Annotated in this window: 16 protein-coding genes and 4 pseudogenes; 18 read left to right on the top strand and 2 right to left on the bottom strand. The window is 70.9% G+C overall.

All coding sequences use genetic code 11. The features are described 5' to 3' along the window. On the bottom strand, window positions 1-1,861 hold a 1,861-nt coding region (locus AX737_RS03650), incomplete at its 3' end, for an Ig-like domain-containing protein (protein ID WP_197430447.1). A gap of 411 nt (window positions 1,862-2,272) precedes the next feature. Here AX737_RS03650 and AX737_RS03645 point away from each other — a divergent pair. The 7 genes and pseudogenes from AX737_RS03645 to AX737_RS03615 all read left to right on the top strand — a co-directional run. Beyond that, window positions 2,273-2,821, top strand: coding sequence for a hydrolase (locus AX737_RS03645; RefSeq protein ID WP_066919076.1), 549 nt, complete (start codon window positions 2,273-2,275; stop codon window positions 2,819-2,821). Between the two features lie 179 nt (window positions 2,822-3,000). Then, complete coding sequence (locus AX737_RS03640; protein ID WP_066919074.1) at window positions 3,001-3,618, top strand: glutathione S-transferase; 618 nt, start codon at window positions 3,001-3,003, stop codon at window positions 3,616-3,618. Window positions 3,619-3,675: 57 nt separating this feature from the next. Next, on the top strand, window positions 3,676-5,739 hold the full coding sequence (locus AX737_RS03635; RefSeq protein WP_066919072.1) for a pyridoxamine 5'-phosphate oxidase family protein: 2,064 nt from the start codon (window positions 3,676-3,678) through the stop codon (window positions 5,737-5,739). An 81-nt stretch (window positions 5,740-5,820) separates the two neighbouring features. Then, window positions 5,821-6,285, top strand: coding sequence for a DUF1348 family protein (locus tag AX737_RS03630; protein ID WP_066919070.1), 465 nt, complete (start codon window positions 5,821-5,823; stop codon window positions 6,283-6,285). Window positions 6,286-6,314: 29 nt separating this feature from the next. Continuing rightward, the gene (locus AX737_RS03625; protein WP_066919068.1) at window positions 6,315-6,677 is read left to right on the top strand and encodes a hypothetical protein; all 363 of its coding nucleotides are present in this window, start codon (window positions 6,315-6,317) and stop codon (window positions 6,675-6,677) included. Between the two features lie 118 nt (window positions 6,678-6,795). Continuing rightward, complete coding sequence (locus AX737_RS03620) at window positions 6,796-7,686, top strand: LysR family transcriptional regulator (protein WP_066919067.1); 891 nt, start codon at window positions 6,796-6,798, stop codon at window positions 7,684-7,686. Window positions 7,687-7,980: 294 nt separating this feature from the next. After that, window positions 7,981-8,338, top strand: a pseudogene (locus tag AX737_RS03615) (alpha/beta fold hydrolase); the annotation flags it as partial. Here AX737_RS03615 and AX737_RS03610 read toward each other — a convergent pair. Beyond that, window positions 8,332-8,843: pseudogene (locus tag AX737_RS03610) on the bottom strand (SDR family NAD(P)-dependent oxidoreductase); the annotation flags it as partial. The pseudogenes AX737_RS03615 and AX737_RS03610 sit on opposite strands and share 7 nt — an antisense overlap. Before the next feature lie 195 nt (window positions 8,844-9,038). Between AX737_RS03610 and AX737_RS03605 the strand changes: the two are divergent. The 11 genes and pseudogenes from AX737_RS03605 to AX737_RS03565 all read left to right on the top strand — a co-directional run. Then, on the top strand, window positions 9,039-9,809 hold the full coding sequence (locus AX737_RS03605; RefSeq protein ID WP_308445290.1) for a dicarboxylate transporter/tellurite-resistance protein TehA: 771 nt from the start codon (window positions 9,039-9,041) through the stop codon (window positions 9,807-9,809). Between the two features lie 69 nt (window positions 9,810-9,878). Next, window positions 9,879-10,061 (top strand): hypothetical protein, encoded by a 183-nt coding sequence (locus AX737_RS37760; protein ID WP_308445289.1) that lies wholly within the window; start codon window positions 9,879-9,881, stop codon window positions 10,059-10,061. A 732-nt stretch (window positions 10,062-10,793) separates the two neighbouring features. Then, window positions 10,794-10,895 (top strand): annotated as a pseudogene (locus AX737_RS35375) (IS5/IS1182 family transposase); the annotation flags it as partial. A 13-nt stretch (window positions 10,896-10,908) separates the two neighbouring features. Next, a pseudogene (locus tag AX737_RS03600) lies at window positions 10,909-11,667 on the top strand (cytochrome P450); the annotation flags it as partial. 87 nt (window positions 11,668-11,754) lie between these two features. Beyond that, complete coding sequence (locus AX737_RS03595; protein WP_066919063.1) at window positions 11,755-12,030, top strand: hypothetical protein; 276 nt, start codon at window positions 11,755-11,757, stop codon at window positions 12,028-12,030. A gap of 38 nt (window positions 12,031-12,068) precedes the next feature. Continuing rightward, window positions 12,069-13,277, top strand: a complete 1,209-nt coding sequence (locus AX737_RS03590) for a DUF3095 domain-containing protein (protein ID WP_238231288.1) — start codon at window positions 12,069-12,071, stop codon at window positions 13,275-13,277. After that, window positions 13,274-15,040 carry a patatin-like phospholipase family protein gene (locus tag AX737_RS03585; protein WP_066919061.1) on the top strand — a complete coding sequence of 589 codons (1,767 nt, stop codon included), beginning with the start codon at window positions 13,274-13,276 and terminating at the stop codon, window positions 15,038-15,040. Before AX737_RS03590 ends, AX737_RS03585 begins: the two co-directional genes overlap by 4 nt. 133 nt (window positions 15,041-15,173) lie before the next feature. Next, on the top strand, window positions 15,174-16,451 hold the full coding sequence (locus tag AX737_RS03580) for an Ig-like domain-containing protein (RefSeq protein WP_156453512.1): 1,278 nt from the start codon (window positions 15,174-15,176) through the stop codon (window positions 16,449-16,451). A gap of 69 nt (window positions 16,452-16,520) precedes the next feature. Beyond that, window positions 16,521-18,224, top strand: coding sequence for a type I secretion system permease/ATPase (locus tag AX737_RS03575; protein ID WP_066919057.1), 1,704 nt, complete (start codon window positions 16,521-16,523; stop codon window positions 18,222-18,224). 59 nt (window positions 18,225-18,283) lie between these two features. Further along, window positions 18,284-19,642, top strand: a complete 1,359-nt coding sequence (locus AX737_RS03570; RefSeq protein WP_197430446.1) for an HlyD family type I secretion periplasmic adaptor subunit — start codon at window positions 18,284-18,286, stop codon at window positions 19,640-19,642. Window positions 19,643-19,665: 23 nt separating this feature from the next. Continuing rightward, window positions 19,666-19,876: hypothetical protein (locus AX737_RS03565; protein WP_156453511.1), on the top strand; the 211-nt coding region annotated here is incomplete at its 3' end.

Raw genomic sequence — 19,876 nt, 5'->3', positions numbered from 1 at the left:
CGATGCCCGTGGAGGCCGGCGAGGTGTTGCCGGCGAGATCCGTGGCGGTCGCCGTGAGCGTGCTGGTGCCCTGCGGCAGCGGCCCGGTGGGCGTGAGGGTGAAGCGGCCGTCCGCTCCAGCCACCGCGGTGCCGAGCACGGTGGCGCCGCTCGTGACCGTCACCGTGGCGCCGACCTCGGCGGTACCGGTGATGTCGGGGGTGGTGTCGCCGATGGGGCCTGTGAAGGCGGCGAGCACGGGGGCGGCCGGCGCCAGGGTGTCGATCGTGACCGGCGTGGCGGCCGAGAGGACCGAGGTGTTGCCGGCCGCGTCCGTGGCGGTGGCCGTCAGCCTCGCGGTGCCCTGCGGCAGCGGCAGGGCGGGCGTGACGCTGAAGGCGCCGTTGGCGTCGGCGATTGCGGTGCCGAGCACGGTGGTGCCGTTGAGGACCGTGACGGTGGCACCGGCCTCCGCCGTGCCGGTGATGGTCGGCGTGGTGTCGTTGGTGGGGCCTGTGAAGGCGGCCAGCACCGGGGCGGCCGGGGCGGTTGCGTCGATGGTCAGGCCGAGCGCGGCGGAGGTGGGCGAGGCGTTGCCGGCCGCGTCCGTGGCGCGGGCGGTCAGGCTGAGGGGACCGTCCGGCAGGGGCGTCGTGGGCGTAAAGCTGAAGGTGCCGTTGGAGCCGGCGACGGTTGTGCCGAGCACGGCGGTGTCGTTGAGGATGGTGACGGTGGCGCCGGCCTCCGCCGTGCCGGTGAGGGTGGGTGTGTTGTCGGTGGTGGTGCCGCCCGCTGAGGTGAAGGCGGGGACGACGGGGGCGATCGTGTCGACCCGCACGGAGGTGGCGGCGGAGGCACCGCTGACGTTCCCGGCCGCGTCGGTGGTGGTGGCGCGCAGGACGTAGGTGGCGTCAGGCAGGGGTGTGGTGGGGGTGAAGGTGTAGGTGCCGTTGGCACCCGCGACCGCGGTGCCGAGCACGGTGGTCCCGCTCAGGAGCGTGACGGTGGTGCCGGCCTCCGCCGTGCCCGTGATGGTGGGCGTGCTGTCGTTGGTCAGGGCCGGCGCCGTGACACTCGGCGCGCCGGGCGCAGCCGTGTCGATCGTCAGCGCGACGCTGGTCGAGGGAACGCTCGCGTTTCCGGCAGCATCCGTCGCGCGCGCGGTCAGGGTGTAGGTTCCGTCGGCCAGCGGTGTCGTCGGCGTGAACGCGAACTGCCCGTTGGCGCCCGCCGTGACGGTCCCGATCTGCGTCGCACCGTTGAAGATCGCGACGGTCGAGCCGACCTCGGCCGTGCCGGTGAGCGTCGGGGTGTTGTCACCAGTGACGGCAACGCCCGCACTCAGGCTCGGTGCGCTCGGGGCGTACCGGTCGTTCAAGACCACGTCGTCGATCCGGAAGCCGAGCCGACCGAGACTGAGATCGAGAAGGCTGCCGTTGAAGATCCGGACCTCGGTCAGGCCATCCCACCGGTCCCCGAAGGTGATCTGCTGATCGCCGAGCAGACCGCTGAGGTTGAGCAACTGGAACGCGTCGCCGGAGACGACCTGCACACCGTTCCTGAATCCGACGAAGTAGGTGTTGGTGGCGGCTCCGAGGAGGGTTCCGCTGTTGAAGTCCAACTGGTCGAAATCGAACTGGCCGCCGGAGGCCTGGGAGATTGACAGGTAGCCCGATCCGTCCAGGACGCCGACCTGCACGCCTGTCCCCTGGCCGGTCTGGAGTTGCGCGTCGCGGCTGAAGAGCGTGGTGAAGTTCTGGACGGCCAGGGTGCCTGTCGCCGCACCCGAATAGCTGCGCTGCGCATAGACGAAGCCGCCGAGGACGAGCGGATTGCCGGTCTGGTTGAGCGCGTTCTCGAAGGTCTGCGTGACGGCGGCCATGAGCGCATTCCCCATTCGATCGCCCGCCTTCCGGAAGCCGTGGCTTCTGCGGCGCGATACTGAGCTGAAGCGGTTGGCGTGACGTGTGTCGTGCCGGTCAAGCCTCGACAGTCCAGCCAATTTCAGAAGCAAACCTGCGTCGAGGCCGGACTAAGGAAAGTTCTCGCTCTGGAAAAGACATTTCCAAGCGGCAGAATGTTGCTGACGGACGTGCTGATGGAGCGCCTCGGCCGGTAAGCCGCTTCGCCGTGGCCATATGATCCCGCCCGAGGACGTGCTCGCCATCACGGCGTCCCGCATTCAGGGACGCACAGTGCCTGGAAAGACGGCTAGTGGCGCCGGACGTGGGACGGCATCTTCGGGGTGTCAGGCAGTTCCGGAGCGGGGCCGCCCCACCCGAACGAGAACGTCATGTCCTACGAGAGATTGACTGCCGAGAACGCCGCCGTGCTGTTCGTCGACCATCAGACCGGGCTCGCCAACTGTGTGCAGACCCAGTCGCCCGCGAATTTCCAGAACAACGTGAAGGCGCTCGTGTCCATCGCGCAGGTCTACGGCCTTCCGGCCGTGATCATGACTAGCGCTTCGGACGGCCCGAACGGCCCGATCATGCCGGTGGTGGCGCAGGGCCTGCCGAACGCCGCCATCGTGCATCGGCCGGGCGAGATCGACGCCTTCGACAACGCCGACTTCGCGGCTCTGTCGGCGAAGGACGCGGGATACGACGTCTACGCTGTCGTCGACGCCTCCGGCACCTGGAGCAAGCTCGTCGAGGACGCAGCCATCACCCGGATGGTCCAGGCCGGCATCGTGCCGATCAACTCGGTCGCCGTCGGCACGGAACTCCTCACTCGCTGGCAGTCCGCCACCGGCGAGGCACACGCGAAGCTGATGGGCGACCACCTGTCCTTCGCCGGCAACAACTACGCCGGCTTCCTGGCCGCGACGGGGCAGGCGTAACCGCTCGAAGGGGGCCGGGCACCGACCGCACGGTGACGACCGGCTCCCCTCGCGTTGGATTGTTCCGCTCGCGACAACAATGCACTGCGAAGGACGAGCATTCTCGCCGTGCTTCCACCGGGGCACCTTGTCCCTGCGGTTCGGGGCTTCGCCCGGTCCGAAATTCAGGGAACACGGTCATGAAGCTCTACCATCATCCCCTCTCTGGCCACGCGCACCGGGCCCGCCTGTTCCTCTCGCTGCTCGGCGTGGCCCACGAGGCCATCGAGGTCGATCTGAAGGCGGGCGCGCACAAGCGCCCCGAGTTCCTCGCCCTCAACCCGTTCGGGCAGGTGCCGGTCCTCGACGATGACGGGACGGTTGTCTCGGACTCGAACGCCATCCTCGTGTACCTGGCCCGGAAGCTCGGGCGCGCGGAGTGGCTGCCGGTGGACGCAGAGGGCGAGGCCGCCGTGCAGCGCTGGCTGTCGGTCGCGGCCGGCGAGCTCGCCTACGGCCCGGCCGCCGCGCGCCTCGTCACCGTGTTCGGCGCGAAGTTCAACCCGGAGGAGGTGATCGGCCGGGCGCACACGCTGCTGGGCCGCCTGGAGGCCCATCTCGCCGGTCGCGACTGGCTGGTCGGCCAGCACCCCACCATCGCGGACGTGGCGCTCTACAGCTACCTGGCGCGCGCCCCCGAGGGCAACGTCGACCTTTCCGGCTACGCCAACGTCAACGCGTACCTGCGCCGGATCGAGGCCCTGCCGGGCTTCGTCCCCTTCGTTCAGACGCCGGCCGGCCTCACGGCCGCCGCGTGACCTTGGCGCGCGGTCGCGCCGCCAGGCGCGCCCGCCCGAACCGGACGGGAGAGTATCATGAGCGACGGTCCGACCATCACGAAGTCGTCGCCCTGGCATCCGGGCGAGAAGGCCATCCAGCAGCAGGTCGGCGTGGCCGAGCGGATGGAGCAGGTCGGGCGCCGGGTGGTGCGGGACTTCATGCCCGACCAACACCGCGCGTTCTACGAACAGATCCCGTTCATCGTGGCCGGCAGCGTCGACGGTCGGGGCGACGCCTGGGCGACGCTGGTCGCCGGCGGTCCCGGGTTCATCGCCTCGCCGACGCCGACGACACTCGACATCGCGGTGCGGCCGGATCCGAGCGACCCGGCGAGCGCGGGCTTGCGCGACGGGGACGCCATCGGGCTGCTCGGGATCGAGCTGCATACCCGCCGACGCAACCGCGTCAACGGCCTCATCCGCGCCGCGGCGGACGGCGTTCTGAACTTCGCCGTCGACCAGAGCTTCGGCAACTGCCCGCTGTACATCCAGCTGCGCGACTTCGCCTTCGTCCGCGACCCGCGCGAGCCCTTTTCTGGAACCGTCGAGGAGAACGCCGGCCTCGACGCGGACGCGCGCGCCATTGTCGAGGGTGCCGACACGTTCTTCGTCGCCTCCTACGCCGAGCGCGACGGCCGCCGCCAGGTCGACGTCTCGCACCGCGGCGGCAAGGCCGGCTTCGTTCGCGTCGCCGAGGACGGCACGCTCACGGTCCCCGACTTCGCCGGCAACCTGTTCTTCGCCACGCTCGGCAACATCCTCCTGAACGGCCGGGCCGGCCTCGTCTTCGCCGACTTCGAGACCGGCGACCTCCTGCAGATGACGGGCGACGCCGAGGTCGTCCTGTCCTCCCCCGAGATCGCCGCCTTCCAGGGCGCTGAACGGCTCTGGACGTTCCGGCCCCGCCGGGTCGTGCGGCGGCGGGGCGCGCTGCCCCTGCGCTGGACGTTTCAGGCGGACGGCTGGTCGCCGAACTCCCTGATGACCGGTGACTGGCACGCGGCCGCCGACCGGCTCCGGGCCGCTGACCTCGCGACGCAATGGCGCCCGTTCACGGTCACGAAGATCGTCGACGAGAGCCGCGCGATCCGCTCCTTCCACCTCCAGCCTGCGGACGGGTCCGGGCTGATCCCGCACCAGGCGGGGCAGCACCTGCCCATCCGTGTGCCGCTCCCCGGCGCGGACAAGCCGGTCATCCGCACCTACACGCTCTCGGTCGCGCCCTCGGACGCGGTCTACCGGATCAGCGTCAAGCGCGATGGCACTGTGTCCGGGCACCTCCACGACACGCTGCGGGTCGGCGACTTGGTCGAGGGGCGGGCGCCGGCCGGCAGCTTCACCATCGACGCCCATGCCAAGCGGCCGGCCGTGCTGCTCGCCGGCGGCATCGGCATCACGCCGCTGCTGGCGATGCTGCGCCACCTCGTCTTTGAGGGCCTGCGCACCCGGGGCATCCGGCCGACCACACTGGTCCAGGCGGCCCGCTCCAAGGAGGAGCGTCCCTTCGATAGGGAGGTGGCCGAGCTCGCCGCCGCGGCCGGGAGCGCGGTGAGGGTCGTGCGGGTGCTGAGCGCGCCCGGGGATGCGGTGGCGGGCGTCGACTACGATGTCGCTGGCCGGATCGACATGGCGCTGCTCGCCCGCGTGCTGCCGTTCGGCGACTACGACTTCTACCTCTGCGGTCCGACCGCCTTCACGCAGGCGCTCTACGACGGGCTGCGCGACCTGAACGTCGCCGACGACCGCATCCACGCCGAGACCTTCGGCCCCTCGTCGCTGGTCAGGAGCGTGCCGGCGGACGCCGAGGCGGCCACGCTGCCGCGTGCGTCGACGGAGCCAGTTCCGGTCGCCTTCCTGAACGCGTCGAAGGAGGCGCGCTGGGTGCCGGGTTCGGGGTCGCTGCTGGAACTCGCCGAAGCCCGCGGCCTCAGCCCGGAGTTCAGCTGCCGGACCGGCACCTGCGGCACCTGCAGGACGAAGCTCCTCAAGGGCGCCGTTACCTACGCGAAGGCCCCCACAGCACCCCGCGCGGACGACGAGGTGCTGATCTGCTCGGCCACCCCGGCCGCGGGCAGTGGGCCCGTCCATCTCGCCCTCTGACCGGCGCCGATGGCCGAGGGTCCCGGCCCGCCGACCGCCCTCTCGATACGTTTCCACCCCGAAAACCCCGAGGAGAAGCCGATGTCCCGTCCACCGCTGCCGCCGTTCACTGAAGAGAGCGCCATCGAGAAGGTCCGCCTCGCCGAGGACGGCTGGAACAGCCGCGACCCGGCCAAGGTCGCCCTGGCCTACACGACCGACACCCGTTGGCGTAACCGGGCCGAGTTCGTCAGCAGCCGCGACGAGGCCCAGGCTTTCCTGACCCGGAAGTGGAACCGCGAGCTCGACTACCGCCTGATCAAGGAGCTCTGGGCCTTTACCGGCAACCGCATCGCCGTGCGCTACGCCTACGAGTACCGCGACGACAGCGGCCAGTGGTTCCGGGCCTACGGCAACGAGAACTGGGAGTTTGCCGAGGACGGGCTGATGCGGGCCCGCCACGCCAGCATCAACGAACACGCGATCCGGGAGGAGGACCGCAAGTTCCGCTGGCCGCTCGGCCGCCGTCCGGACGACCATCCGGGTCTCAGCCATTTCGGCTTCTGAACCGACCTTTGAAGCCTGGGAATGCGGCCATGTCTTCCTTCACCCTGGACGGGCGCGTGCGCCTGTCCGTCGCGCTCGCCCTGGCCGATGACGGCCGCGACCCGCCCGTTTCTCCGGGGCGGGAAGCGGAGGCCCGCGGGCTCGGGATGTGCGGCGTCGAGGTCGACGCCGCGCGCCGCGGCCGGAGCTTCGACGCGCGCACGTCGCGGGCGCTGGCCCTGGCCCTGGCGGCGGCCTCGCGGGACGGCGGGCGCCTTCACGAGGAGCGTGCGCGGGCGGTGTGGTCTGGCATCCCCGCCGAGGTCTGCCGCGAGATCGAGAGCCTCGCCATAGAGCTCGCCAGCGACGGAGCGGCGCCGGACCCTGAACCCACGGTCGCCCGCGACGGCTAGGCGGCCTGGCCCGACATGCCGTTCACCATGGCGCGACGGCTTGGCGGCGCGCCCGCTCGAACAGCTGTATTCGTCAAGGCCATGATGGCCGGGCCGTTGGGGACGGGGGAGCAGGGACATGGACCGCTGGCAGGCCATGCGGATCTTCGCGAAGGTCGCGGAGACGGCGAGTTTCGCCGAGACCGCGCGCCTGATGCACATGAGCCCGCCGGCCGTGACGCGGGCCGTCGCCGCGCTCGAAGAGACCGTCGGCGCCCGGCTGTTCGTGCGCACCACCCGCTCCGTGAAGCTCACGGAGGCCGGAGGCCGCTACTACGAGGATTGCCGGCGCATCCTTGCCGACATCGTCGAGGCCGAGGCTGCCGCCGCAGGTTCCTACGCGACGCCGTCCGGAACCCTCGCGGTGACGGCATCTGTCCTGTTCGGCCACATGCACGTGCTGCCCATCGTGACCGACTACCTCGACGCCTACCCGACCATGGCGGCACGGACGCTATTCGTCGACCGGCAGGTCAACATCGTCGAGGAAGGCATCGACGTCGCCGTGCGCATCGGCCACCTCTCGGATTCCGGCTTCACGGCTACGCGGGTCGGGTCGGTGCGCCGCGTCGTCTGCGGCTCGCCGGACTACTTCGAGCGGCACGGCGTCCCGCAGACACCGCAGGACCTGAGGGACCACCGCGTCGCCATGTCCACGGGCGCCTGGGCCTCGACGGAGTGGCGGTTCGCGCAGGATCAGCGCGTGACGGTCCATCCCGCCTTGATGAGCAACACGAACGAAGCCGGCATCGCCGCGGCGCTCGCGGGCTGGGGCCTGACCCGGGTGCTGCACTACCAGATCGGCTCCGCCCTGATGGAAGGCCGCCTGCAGGTCGTGCTCGCCGACTACGAGGAGGAACCGCTGCCCATCCATGTCGTCTACCCCGAGGGGCGGCAGGCGCCGGCGAAGGTCAGGAGCTTCGTCGACATGGCCGTCGCGGCGCTCCGGGGAAGCCGGCTGCTCAACTGAGAGGGCGCAGGGTCGATGCGAGGCCTCGGTCCGGGTCGGTTCGACCTGGCCGAGGTCATCGGCACCAAGCGATCCTATCTGTTCCGCAGGCGACCACAATGCCTTCCACACGACGTCGATTAACGCCTGCAAGCTGAACACCGATGATGTCTCCATGAGGCGGCGAGGTCCTCTACGCCCCCACGAAAGGAGACACCGATGAAACACCTTCTGCTTGCCCTGATACTCACGACGGCTGGCACCGTCCTTCCCCCTCATGCCAAGGCGGAGCAAGCCGCGGATGCCGCCTAGGCACTGGCGACGGTCCACTACCGTTCCGCGACGGTCGACGGCGTGAAGGTCTTCTATCGCGAGGCCGGCCCGGCCGACGGCCCGGCCGTGCTGCTCCTGCACGGATTCCCGACCTCCTCCCATGTTCCGCAACCTGATCCCGACGCTCGCGGACCGCCACCGCGTCATCGCGCCCGACTACCGCGGCTTCGGCCAGAGCGACGCGCCCGACCACACCCAGTTCGCCTACACATTCGGCCACTACGCCGACCTCGTGGACGGCCTGCTCGGCCAACGCGGCGCCAAGTCCTACGCGATGTACGTGATGGATTACGGCGCGCCGGTCGGCTACCGCCTCGCCCTCAAGCACCCCGAGAGGGTGAAGGGCTTCATCTCGATGGCGAGAACCTCGGAGAACCCCTCCACGCCGAACTTCGCGGCCGAGTACGGGCCGCGCCCGGTCGCGCCGGTTCGCCCCCGATGAAGGAGACCTGCAGGAAGTGGCTGCGTCGCTGCGCCCGGAACAGCGGGATGGCCGCCTTGGTGACGTTGACTACGCCGAACAGGTTCGTCTCGACCTGCGCGCGGAACGAGGCGAGGTCGGTTTCCTCGATGGGCGCGACGTCGCCGTTCCCGGCATTGTTGACGAGCACGTCGATCCGACCGAACCGCTCCGCCGTGGCCTCGACCGCCCGGCGCGCGCCTGCCTCGTCACTGACAACGAGGGGCACCGCTAGCACGCGCTCGCCGCCGGCCTCGACGAGGTCCGCGAGCGCGGCAGGATCGCGCGCCGTCGCGCAGAGCCGCTCACCCGCCGCGACGACAGCCTGGGCCAAGGCCCGGCCGAGCCCCCGCGACGAGCCCGTGATGAACCAGGTCCTATCCATCTCCACCACCGCTTCTCCATGCTTCGACGAGGTCGAGATCGGTGGCTGAGCGGTCGTCCTCAAGCATCGCGTCGCGAACCTCTCCATTACCGAGAGCGGAATGAAATTCAGGACCGCAGTCCATTATCATCCTGGCCGAGAAGTAGTGGGCGCAGCGCCCGCCCGACGACATCCCGACTTCGCAGGAGGTGGATCATGAACTCGGTCTCTCTCGTCGGCGGCCCACGCCTCCACCTCGCGCAACGCCTCAGGGAGGTCGCCGCGAACACGCCGGTCGCCGACTTCGGCATCGTGTTGGGGCTGTCCGGCCTCGGCGGCGCTTGGCGCGCGGCCGCGCTCGCGTGGCACATGTCCGCGCTCGTCGGGGAGACGGTCTACGCCCTTGCCGGCGCGGTCTGGGTTGTGCTCATCGTCCTCTATGCCTTCAAGGCCGTCCTCGCTCCCGACAAGCTGGCGGCAGAGGCGGTCGATGCGGTCCAGTGCTGCTTCATCGGCCTCGCCGGCGTTGCAACCATGCTCGTCGCGGGCGGGCTCATCCCCTACTCGGCCGGAGCCGCAACCGTCCTGTTCGGCCTCGGCGTCCTGTTCACGCTCGGCTTCGTGGTCTGGCGGACGGGCGGCCTCTGGCAAGGCGGTAGGGACTACGTTGCCACGACCGCGGTGCAGTATCTGCCGACCGTGGCTGGCAGCTTCGTATCGGCTACTGTGGGCGCGGTCCTCGGTCTCACCGATTGGGGCCAGCTCGCGTTCGGCGCCGGCCTGTTCTCCTGGCTCGCGATGGAATCGGTGCTGCTCCACCGCCTGCTGACCGGGACCGAGAAGCCTGTTGCTCTGCGGCCGACGCTGGGCATCCAGTTGGCGCCCGCGCCGGTCGGGGCCATGGCCTACCTCTCGGTCGGGGGCGGGGCGCCGGACCTCTTCGCGCATGCCCTGATCGGCTACGGCCTGCTTCAGGTCCTGGTCTAGGCGCGGCTCGCGCCCTGGATTGCGAAGGCCGGCGCTGTCCCTGGGCTCTGGGCCTTCAGCTTCGGTGCCATGGCCACGGCCCCGGTTCGCCTGGTCGCCCACGGCGATGCCGGAGCGCTCTCCGTCCTCGCTCCGGCGCTGTTCCTGGCCGCGAACGGCCTCGTCCTCGGCCTTGCCATCATGACCGTGATGCTACTGCTGCGGGGCAAGATGTTCGCTGCACCGACGGCAGTCAGCCAAGCTCGGACGTGAGCGCGCCCGGGCATCCCATCAAGGAACCCGACGACTGCTTTCAGCGGTTGTTAAGTGCCTTGCTTTTGAACCAACCGCCGATCACGGTGGAGCATTCTTGTTCGTGTTGCTTCGGCGGCGGCTCGTTGCCGAGGACGTCGTGGCCGCCCGGACCTGCTGTTACACGTTAATGGCAGCTTCCGAAGGCTAAGCAGCCATTCGCGCAGCTCTGTGCGAAAGCCGCATGTGGCGCAAAGCCGAATATTAGGTGTGCAAATTTCGAACCGAAGCTGAGTTCAAGAACTACCATTTCGAAAGTCTTTTCTACGGCCTGAAGAAGACGCGCGCCGGGCGGCCATTACATCAGCGGGGGCGGGCACATTGGCGCCCCCATTTCTCGGCGCTGCGATGGCTCCGGGCCGTCTGCAGGATGAAGTTGATGAAGAGCGCAGTTCGCGCGTTGAATACCTCAGGCGCTGGCCGGGCCGAAAAGCTTGGTAAGGTAGCGGTAGTACAACGGCTACGTCTGGCGGAGTTCGTCCCGGGTGAAGGGCTCACGCGCCAACCGGCCGTGCAGATAGACACTCGCCGCCATCGCGACGAACTCGCCCTGGTTCTTTAGGGGGTGAACTGGACCAAGGCGTTGCGAGGGTTTTGGTTTTGTGATTCACCGCCGCCGTTTGCAGCGCGGAGGCGGCGATGGCGGATCTGTTCTGACTCTCGGACGACCAGCGGGCGGTGATCGAGCCGTTCATGCCGAAGGACCAGCCTGGGCCCGAGCGCAAGAACGACCGGCAGGTTATCTCGGGCATCCTGCACGTGCTTACCTCAGGCCGCCGCTGGCGCGACTGCCCGGCCGCGTATGGCACTCGGGGTGCCGGAGCAGGACGAGCCGCAATTCCACGCCTGGGCGACGCGCCTCGCCACGGCACTGGAGCCGGATGCCCGCCGGGACGAGGAGGCGCGGCGCGAGACGGTGGCGACCTTCGACGCCATCGCGGACTACATGCGTGCGCTGATCCGGCGGAAGCGCCGACAGCCTGGCGACGACATGCTGAGCGGGCTCGCCCGGCGCGACCGGCCGGGCATGGGCGAGGTCGACCTGATCGCCACGGCGGTTCTTCTCCTCGTGGCCGGCCACGAGACCACGGTGAACCTCATCACCAACGGCATGCTGACGCTGCTGCGCCACCCGGACGAGCTCGGTCGGCTCAGAGCCGACCCCGAGCGGGCGCCGCAGGTCATCGAGGAACTCCTGCGTTACGAGCCGCCGGTGCATTTTCGAACCCGCAAGGCGCTCGGCGACATCGCGGTGGCGGGCACGACGATCCCGAAGGGTGCCCCCATCGTCCTGCTCTTCGCCGCGGGCAACCGCGATCCCGAGCGCTTTCCGGAGCCGGACCGGTTCGACCCTGACCGCACCGACATCCAGCATTTCGGCTTCGGCGGCGGCCTCCACTACTGCGTCGGCGCACCGCTCGCCCGCATCGAGGCCGAGATCGCGCTGGTGGCGCTCTGCCGGCGGCTGCGCGATCCGAGGCTGCTCGCCGATCCGCCGCCCTACCGCCCCGGTGCCTCGCTGCGCGGCCCCGAGAACCTCGGCATCCGCATCGGGGGCATCCTGTGAGATCGAGCGCGGGAACGAGGGGCGGGGCCCGCCGGCGGCGATCCGCCGCCCGGTGGATACGGGGCTCGACGGAGGGAGAGGGGACCGATGCGGACCATTCTGATCGCGGGACTGATCCTCGCCGCCGTCGGTGCGGCGCGGGCTTCGCTCTCGAACCTGGTCAGCGCCTGGGGACACGACTTCACGGTCACGCCCTTTCAGCCGATGGAGCTGATGGTCGCCACCGCCAGGGACCGGAAGAGCGGCGCGGCGATGGTCAACCTCGTGAGGATGCCGAGCGGGACGGTGATGGCGCTGGTGCCGCTCGATCAACTCAAGGACATGCCAAGGATCGCGCCGCAGGATATGATGCCGCCCCCGTGATCGAGTCGGCGGGTCTCGCGCCCGCCGGAGCGTCCCCCATGGCGATGGCGCAGCTGCATCGGCCGGATGAGCCCCCCGCGGCCGGAACGGACGCCGCGTCGCGAGCGGGCTTCGCCTACGAACGCCTCGCGCCGTTCACGCGGTTCACGGACGTACTGGAAACCTCCGTCTTCGCGCCGGTGCCGGACGATTGGTGGATCGGCCATTGCGACGTGATCGACTCGACCGGGGCGATCGCGGCCGGGCGCTATCGCGAGGTGAACATGGCGGGCGCTGCCGCGATCGCGGCGGTGCGCAACGCGCTGCACGGCCGTGCCCTGGCCTTCGTGTTCGGGGGGGACGGCGCGAGCCTCGTCCTGCCGCCGTCGGACCGAGCGACCGTCGAGGCGGCGCTTGCGGCGACCGTGACCTTCGTCCGGGAGGAACTCGGACTCACCCTGCGCGCGGCCCTGGTTCCGGTCCGCGCGGTCCGGGCGGCCGGGCACGACCTGCGCGTGGCGCGCTACGCCGCCTCCGAGGCGGTGGCCTACGCGATGTTCGAGGGGGGCGGCCTCGCCTTCGCGGATGCGCGGACGAAGGCCGGCGCCTACGCCGTCCACGCGGCGCCTGCGGGAACCCGGCCCGACCTGACGGGCCTGTCCTGTCGCTTCGAGCCGGTACCGGCGGCGACGGGCCTGATCGTCTCGGTCCTCGCGGTCCCGCTGACCGGGGCCGAGCGGACGGCCGTCCGGGACGCGCTGGCCGACGTTCTCGGACTGATCGAGGCGATGCCGCGCATGGGCCGCCCGTTGCCGGCCGCGGGGCCGCCCCTGGGCTGGCCACCATCGGGCTGGCAGATCGAGGCGCGCTTGCGCGGCCCGCTCCTCGGATCTCGGGCCTTGCGGCGGCTGCAGGTGCTGATCCGCGCCGGCCTCTCGCTCGCGATCTTCCGCAGCCGGCTGACGCTCGGGCGCTTCTCCCCGGGCCGCTATCTCCGCGAGGTCGTCGCCAACACCGATTTCCGGAAGTTCGACGACGGCCTGCGCATGACCGTGGCCTGCGACGCCCCGACCGCCGACGCGGTCGAGGCCCGGTTGCGGGCGGCGCGGGCGAGCGGCGTGCTGCGCTACGGCGTGCACCGCCAGAACGCCGCGATCGTCACCTGCATCACGCCGTCGGCGGTCGCGGCCGATCACGTCCACTTCGTCGACGGGGCCGGAGGCGGCTACGCGCTGGCCGCGCGGCAGCTCAAGGCCGACGGCGCATGAGCGGGCCGCGGATCCCCTTCCTGTCCGGCCTCGACCCGACCGCCTGCGCCGCCGTCCGCGGACGGATGGCCGGCATCGCCGTCGCGGGCGGCCGGCCGCTCTTCGAGCAGGGCGAGGCGGGCGATGCGCTCTACATCCTCGTCTCGGGCAGCATCGGCATCTCGACCCATGACGCGCGCACCGGAGGCGTCCGGCGCGTCGCGCGTCTGGTCCCGCCCGACGCCGTGGGCGAGATGGCGCTGCTCTCGGGCGCCCCACGCTCGGCCACGGCGCTCGCGCTGCGGGACTCGCAGCTGCTGCGCCTGACCCGGGACGCCTTCGAGGAGATCGTCGCGGAGCACCCGGGGACGTTGCTCTACTTCTCACGGCTGCTCGCCGACCGGCTGCGCGCGGCTCAGGAAGCGCGCCCGGTGGAGCGGTCGCCGCGGACCTTCGCGGTTCTCGCGGTCACCGAAGGACCCTCCGCCACCGCGTTCGGAAGGCGGCTGGCCCTGGCCTTGGATGAGATCTTGCCGGGCCGGACGGGCTGCCTCGCCCAATGGCCGGAGGGCGTCGACGAATCCTGGTTCCATCGTTTCGAGGCGGCCCACGACCGCACGATCTACATCGCCCACCAGATCGACTGCCCCTGGTGCCAGCTCTGCCTGCGTCAGGCCGACCACGTCCTCCTGCTCGCCGCGCCCGGGGAACCGCCTCGGCCCGGCAGCGAGGCCTATGTCGCGCGCCTACGCTCCGAATGGGTGCGCATGGACCTCGCGGTCGATCAGCAGCCCGAGGCAGAGCGTCCGAGGCCGCTCCATCCGGCCGTCGCGGCCCTTCCGGCCGCGTTGCGCGTTCAGGTACGCGGGGGCCGGGAGGCCGATATCTGCCGGCTGGCGCGGTTGGCGAGCGGCTGCGCGCGGGGGATCGCGTTCGGCGGCGGGGGCGCACGCGGCCTCGCCCATCTCGGCGTGCTGCGGGCGCTCGAGGAGGCCGGCCGCGACATCGACTTCGTGGGCGGGACCAGCATGGGTGCGATCATCGCGGCGAGCGTCGCGATGGGCTGGAGCCTGGAGCGCATCCACCACCAGACCGTCGAGTCCTTCGTCGGGCAGAACCCGCTCAACGATTACACGCTGCCCTATCACGCGCTCACCCGCGGCGCGAAGGTCGATGCGGGGCTCGTCCAGCGCTTCGGCGGGGCGCGGATCGAGGATCTCTGGCTGCCCTTCTTCTGCGTCTCGTCGAACCTCACCACCGGCTCGGCGATGATCCATCGCAGCGGCGACCTGCCCACGGCCCTGCGCGCCAGCATCGCCATCCCCGGGCTGCTGCCACCGGTCTGCACGGAGGACGGCGTGCTCGTCGATGGCGGCATGATGAACAACCTGCCGGCCGACATCGCCGCCCGGATGGAGCGCGGGCCCGTGCTCGCGATCGACGTCGGCAGCGACCTCGCCTTCCAGACCATGCCGGCCCGGACTTGGCGCGGCCGCGCGGTGCGCCAATGGCTCGGGATGCCGGCCGCCATGCCGGCGATCGTTCCGCTCCTCCTGCGCGCGGCGACCGTGTCGAGCGATGCGCAGACGATGCGGGCCGTCGCCTCGGCGGCCGCCATCCTCAAGCCGCCCCTCGCAGGGGTCGATCTCAGGGCCTGGACCTCCTACGAGGCGATCGCGCGGATCGGCTATCGCTGCGCCCGGGAGGCCCTCGAGGCCGGCCGACTCGACGGCTGGAGCCTGACGCGAGAGTGGCCTGTACAACCCGCGCCAGGGCTGTCGTGAGCGCCGTGCAGCCTTTGCGTACCTGACACGCGGCGGATGATCAGGCTTCGATCTCGACCGCACTCTGCCGGCACGTCGGCAGGCCGAGGCCCCTCCGCTCGCACGGTCACGTCCGTCCATAGAGGCGGGGTTCGTGTCGCTCTCTTCCGAGGCAGCTGGGATCTCGGGCACCTATAGCGGCGATGCCGACAACGGCGGCTCGACCTCCGGGATCGTCAATCAGGTCGTGACTGCGGCCCTCACCACCACCACGTTGAGCTCGTCACAGAACCCGAGCACGGTTTTGCAGGCGGCTCGCTTCACCGCAAGGATCTCCGGTCCCGGCGGCACGCCCGGTGGGACGGTAGCCTTCCGCGATGGCGGCACCGTCCTCGGCACGGCAGCCCTCGCGGCCGGCAGCGCAGCCTTCACCACGGGCGATCTCATAGCCGGGCCGCACACGATCACGGCCGTCTATTCCGGCGATGCTTCGTACGCGGGCAGCACGTCGGCGGCCCTGACCCAGACCGTCGCGGCCGCTGCGGGCGGCATCACGCTCACGGTGAACGCGGCGGGACGGGACGGCAGCTTCGGCTTCGGCTCGACGCTGCCGGGGGCGGCTTCCTTCACGCTCTCGAGCACGGGCAATCGCGTCACCCGCAGCTTCGACACAGTGCCGGCCGGCACCTACTCCATCACGTCGCTGGGTCTGCCGCCGGGATTCGTCCTGCAAGGCTCCAGTTGCTCGAACGGCACCGCGACGAGCAACAGCGTCACCTTCACGGTCGCGGCTGGAACGCGCGTGAGTTGCAGCTTCAACGCCGGCTTCGACGAGGAACGCGTGCGCCGGACGACGCAGGCCGCCATTCGCTCCTTCCTCCAGCAGCGCGCCGAGGCGATCGCCCAGGCCCAGCCGGATACGCGACGCTTCCACGACCGCTTCACCGGAGCGACGTTCAGCTCCGACGGCACGGGCGGACTCGTTCCGACCTACAGCGCGAGTCCGCTGGACGTCACCGGCTCGACGGCCGTCGGCAGCACGAACTTCTCGGCCTCGACGAGCCTGTCCCGTCTCCTCCGGCCCGACGCGAAGCTCGAGTTCGACGCCTGGACGGAGGTTCGCTCCGGCTCCTACCGCGACAGCTTCGATGCGAACCCGCTGACCGCCGGCGTGATCGGACCGCGCTCGCGCACGAGCGGATCCTTCGCCATGGGGTTCGTCGGTCTCGATTACCGCATCCAGCCCGGTCACGACACCGCGTCACGAAGACCGAATTTACCTCCGGCAGCACATCCTCATGGGCGGCAGACACGTCGTCTGACCTCGCCGCACGTCCGACTGATCCGGTCCCGGCCGATTCACTCGATCGGCACGCTTCGAAGCCGGCACATCGATCCAATGCCCGTTCCGGGCGCTTTCAGCATTGCTTAACCAACATATTTTAACGATCGCAGCGCCGAATAGGGGTGCTTGCGAATGTTTGGCTCGTTGAGAGCATCAATGGGTTGCATAGAGCCCCACGCGCGCTCGATATTACTGTATTCCATCCTGGCCAACATTCTCGTCATCGCGCCGTCGCTGCACATGCTGCAGGTCTACGACCGCGTCCTCGCCTCCCGTTCGATCGGAACGCTCGTCTACCTGACGCTGATCGTGGTCGGCGCGCTGGTGGTCTGGGGGCTGGCCGACGCCGTGCGGAGCCAGATCGCGGTCCGGGCCGCCGCCAAATACACGGTCTCGGTCGCGCCCAAGCTGTTCGCGAAGATGGCCGCGGATCCCAAGGCCGGCGCCAAGTCGGGGAAGGCGCTGCGCGACCTCGCGACCGCCCGGGGCTTCCTGGGTGGCCGCGTCTTCGTCTCGCTGTTCGACCTGCCCTTCATCCCGATCTACCTGCTGATCATGACGGTGCTGCACTGGAGCCTCGGCCTGCTCACGGTGGTCGGCATCGGCGTGCTGGCCGCGCTCAGCGGCCTCAACGTCGCCGCGACCGAGCGCGAGCGCGAGCGCAGCCGCCAGGCGGAGAACGACGCCACCGCGTTCGCGCAAGGGGCTTTCCAGCGCATCGACGATCTGCGCGCCCACGGCATGCTCTCGACCTTCCTGACGATCTGGGGCCGCAAGACCGCGCTCATCCTGAAGGAGACCGAGGCGGCCGGCGCGAAGTCGGCCCGCTACCAGGCGGTGGGCAAGACGTTCCGCCAGGCTCTCCAGGTCATCATGATGGCCTGGGGCGCCTTCCTGGTGCTCCACGGCGACATGTCGGCGGGCATGATCTTCATGGCCTCGATGATCTCCGGCAAGGCCTTCACGCCCATCGATCAGGTCATCGGCGGCTGGGAGCAGATCTCGCGCGGGTTCGCCGCCATCCGCGACATCGAGGCGCTGACCGGCCCCGACAAGTCGATCCAGGCCCGCATGAGCCTGCCCGAGCCCGAGGGCCGGCTCTCTCTCGATGCGGTCGCCTACGCGCCCGACCCGGGCAAGCCCGACCGCACGCTGCTGGCCAACGTGAATCTGCGGGTGGCGCCCGGTGAGGTCGTGCTGATCACCGGCCCGACCGGGGTCGGGAAATCGACCCTGATCCGGATCATGGTCGGCGCCGTCCCGCCGACCGCGGGCGCCGTCTCCGTCGACGATATCGGGCAGGACGTCTGGCCGTCGAGCCAGTGGGGCCGAATCGTCGGCTACATGCCGCAGGACATCGAGTTCTTCCCCGGCACGGTCGCGATGAACATCGCGCGCTTCGATCCCGAGGCCACCGAGGAGAGGATCATCGCCGCCGCCAAGGGCGCCAGCGTCCACGACCTGATCGTCGGCCTGCCCGAGGGCTACCGGACCCTCGTCGGCAACCAGAGCTTCGCCCTCTCGACGGGCCAGAAGCAGCGGATCGCGCTCGCGCGCGCCCTCTACGGCGACCCGCGGGTGCTGGTGCTGGACGAGCCCAACGCCAGCCTCGACCAGCCCGGCGAGCGCGCCCTCCTGGTCGCGGTGGCGGAGGCGCGGCGGCGCGGCGCGAGCGTGGTGATCGCCGCCCACCGCACCTCGATCCTGCGCGTGGTGAACAGGGCCTTCACGATCGCGGACGGAACCCTGCAGCCCCTGACCATCCAGGCCGCGCCGCCGGCCGCGCCCGCCGAGGCCGGGCCGGAGGCGGCCCGACAGGCCGCCCCACCGGCAGCCGGACAGACCTCCCGTGTGGCCTGAGGCCGGGGGGCCGGCCGCCCGGCACCGGCTGCGCGATGACGACGGAGACCGGTTGCGTCATGGTTCCTGATGACATGGGCGGGCGTTGGGCCGAGGACGTCCGGACCGACACGCACGACATCCTCAGCGGGGCGGGCCGGGCGATCCTGGCGGCCGCGGGCCTCTTCCTCGTCTGGTCGGTGGCCTACCCCCTCGATTCGGCGGTCGTCGCCGAGGGCGTCGTGATCGCGACGGGACAGAACAAGGTGCTGCAGCACCGGTCCGGCGGCGTCGTGGCGGAGATCGGCGCCCGCGACGGCGAGAGCGTCGAGGCCGGCACCGTCGTGGTCCGGCTCGACCCGATCCACGATCAGGCGGAACTGACCCGCCTCAGGGGCCGCCTCGCCGTGCTCGACGCGATGCGCCAGCGGCTCGAGGCGGAGAACGCCTTCGCGGCCGGCGGCGACACCGCGCTCGACGGCCGCTTCTCCCTGCTCGGCCTGCGCAGGACCGCCGAGGCGGGACCGGCCGGCACGGTCGGGCCCGACGAGCGGCTCCTGCAGGAGCAGGCGCGCGAGTTCGAGCGCGGCCGCGGGGCGGCGCTCGCCGAGATCGAGGCCATGGTCGCCCGAAGGGACGCGGTCGGCCGGCGCAGGCAGGGCCTTGCCGAGCGCGTGGCCGCGGTGACCGCCCAGGTCGCCTCGCTGGAGCGGCAGGTCGCCGCCATGCGCCCGGTCGCGACCCGCGGCCACCTCGCGCGCAAGGTGCTGTGGGACGCGGAGGACCAACTCCTCGCGCGGCGGGCGGAGCGCGCCAACCTCGCGGCCGAGGAGAGCGCGCTCGCCGACGAGGTCGCGGAGACCGGCTCGCGGATCCGCCAGGCACGCCTGACGGACCAGCGCCAGACCTCCGGCAGGCTGACCGACGTCATCGCCGAGATCGGGCAGATCGCCGACCAGATCCGCGCCGCCGAGACCGCCGTCCGGCTGACGGAGGTGCGCGCGCCCGTGGCGGGCACCGTCGTGCACGCGCGGCATAGGACGGTCGGCGCCGTCGCGGCGCCCGGCGAGGTGCTGGCGGAGATCGTGCCGGCGGGCAGCGAACTCGCCCTCAAGGCGCGCGTCGCGCCGACCGACATCACCCATGTGCGCACCGGGCAGGCGGCGCGGGCGAAGATCTCGGCGCTGAACGCGCGCCTCTACGACGACGTTCCGGCGCTCGTCACGCGGGTTGCGGCCGACGCCACCTCGGACGAGCGGACCGGGCAGCACTACTTCGAGGTGGAGGTGCGGCTGCGGCCCGAGCAGCCCGGCGTGCGCGACCTGCTGGGCGCCGGCATGGTCGGACAGGTCTACATCGAGGGTGAGCGCCGCACCTTCGCCGGCTACGTCCTGAAGCCGTTCGCCGACAGCCTCGGACGCAGCTTTCGCGAGCCATGACGATGACGCGCGCCGGATCGACCATGGCACGCGCGGCGACGGGGCGGCGGATCCGGAGGGGCCTCGCCGCCGCCGGACTGCTCGCCGCGTCGGCGGCAGGGCCCGCCCGCGCCGGCGAGGCGGCGCTGCCGGTAGCCGCGCTCGGCCTGCGCCCCGCGATCGTCGAGACCTACGGCATGCCGCCACCGCCGGCCCGGGTGCCGGAGGCGGCGCAGGCCCTCTTCGCCGCGCCCC

Origin of the sequence: Methylobacterium sp. CCH5-D2, from assembly GCF_001556475.1 — a bacterium.
GTDB lineage: Bacteria > Pseudomonadota > Alphaproteobacteria > Rhizobiales > Beijerinckiaceae > Methylobacterium > Methylobacterium hispanicum.
Note: the sequence above shows the minus strand (reverse complement) of the source record. Positions and strands in the feature narration are given on the sequence as shown.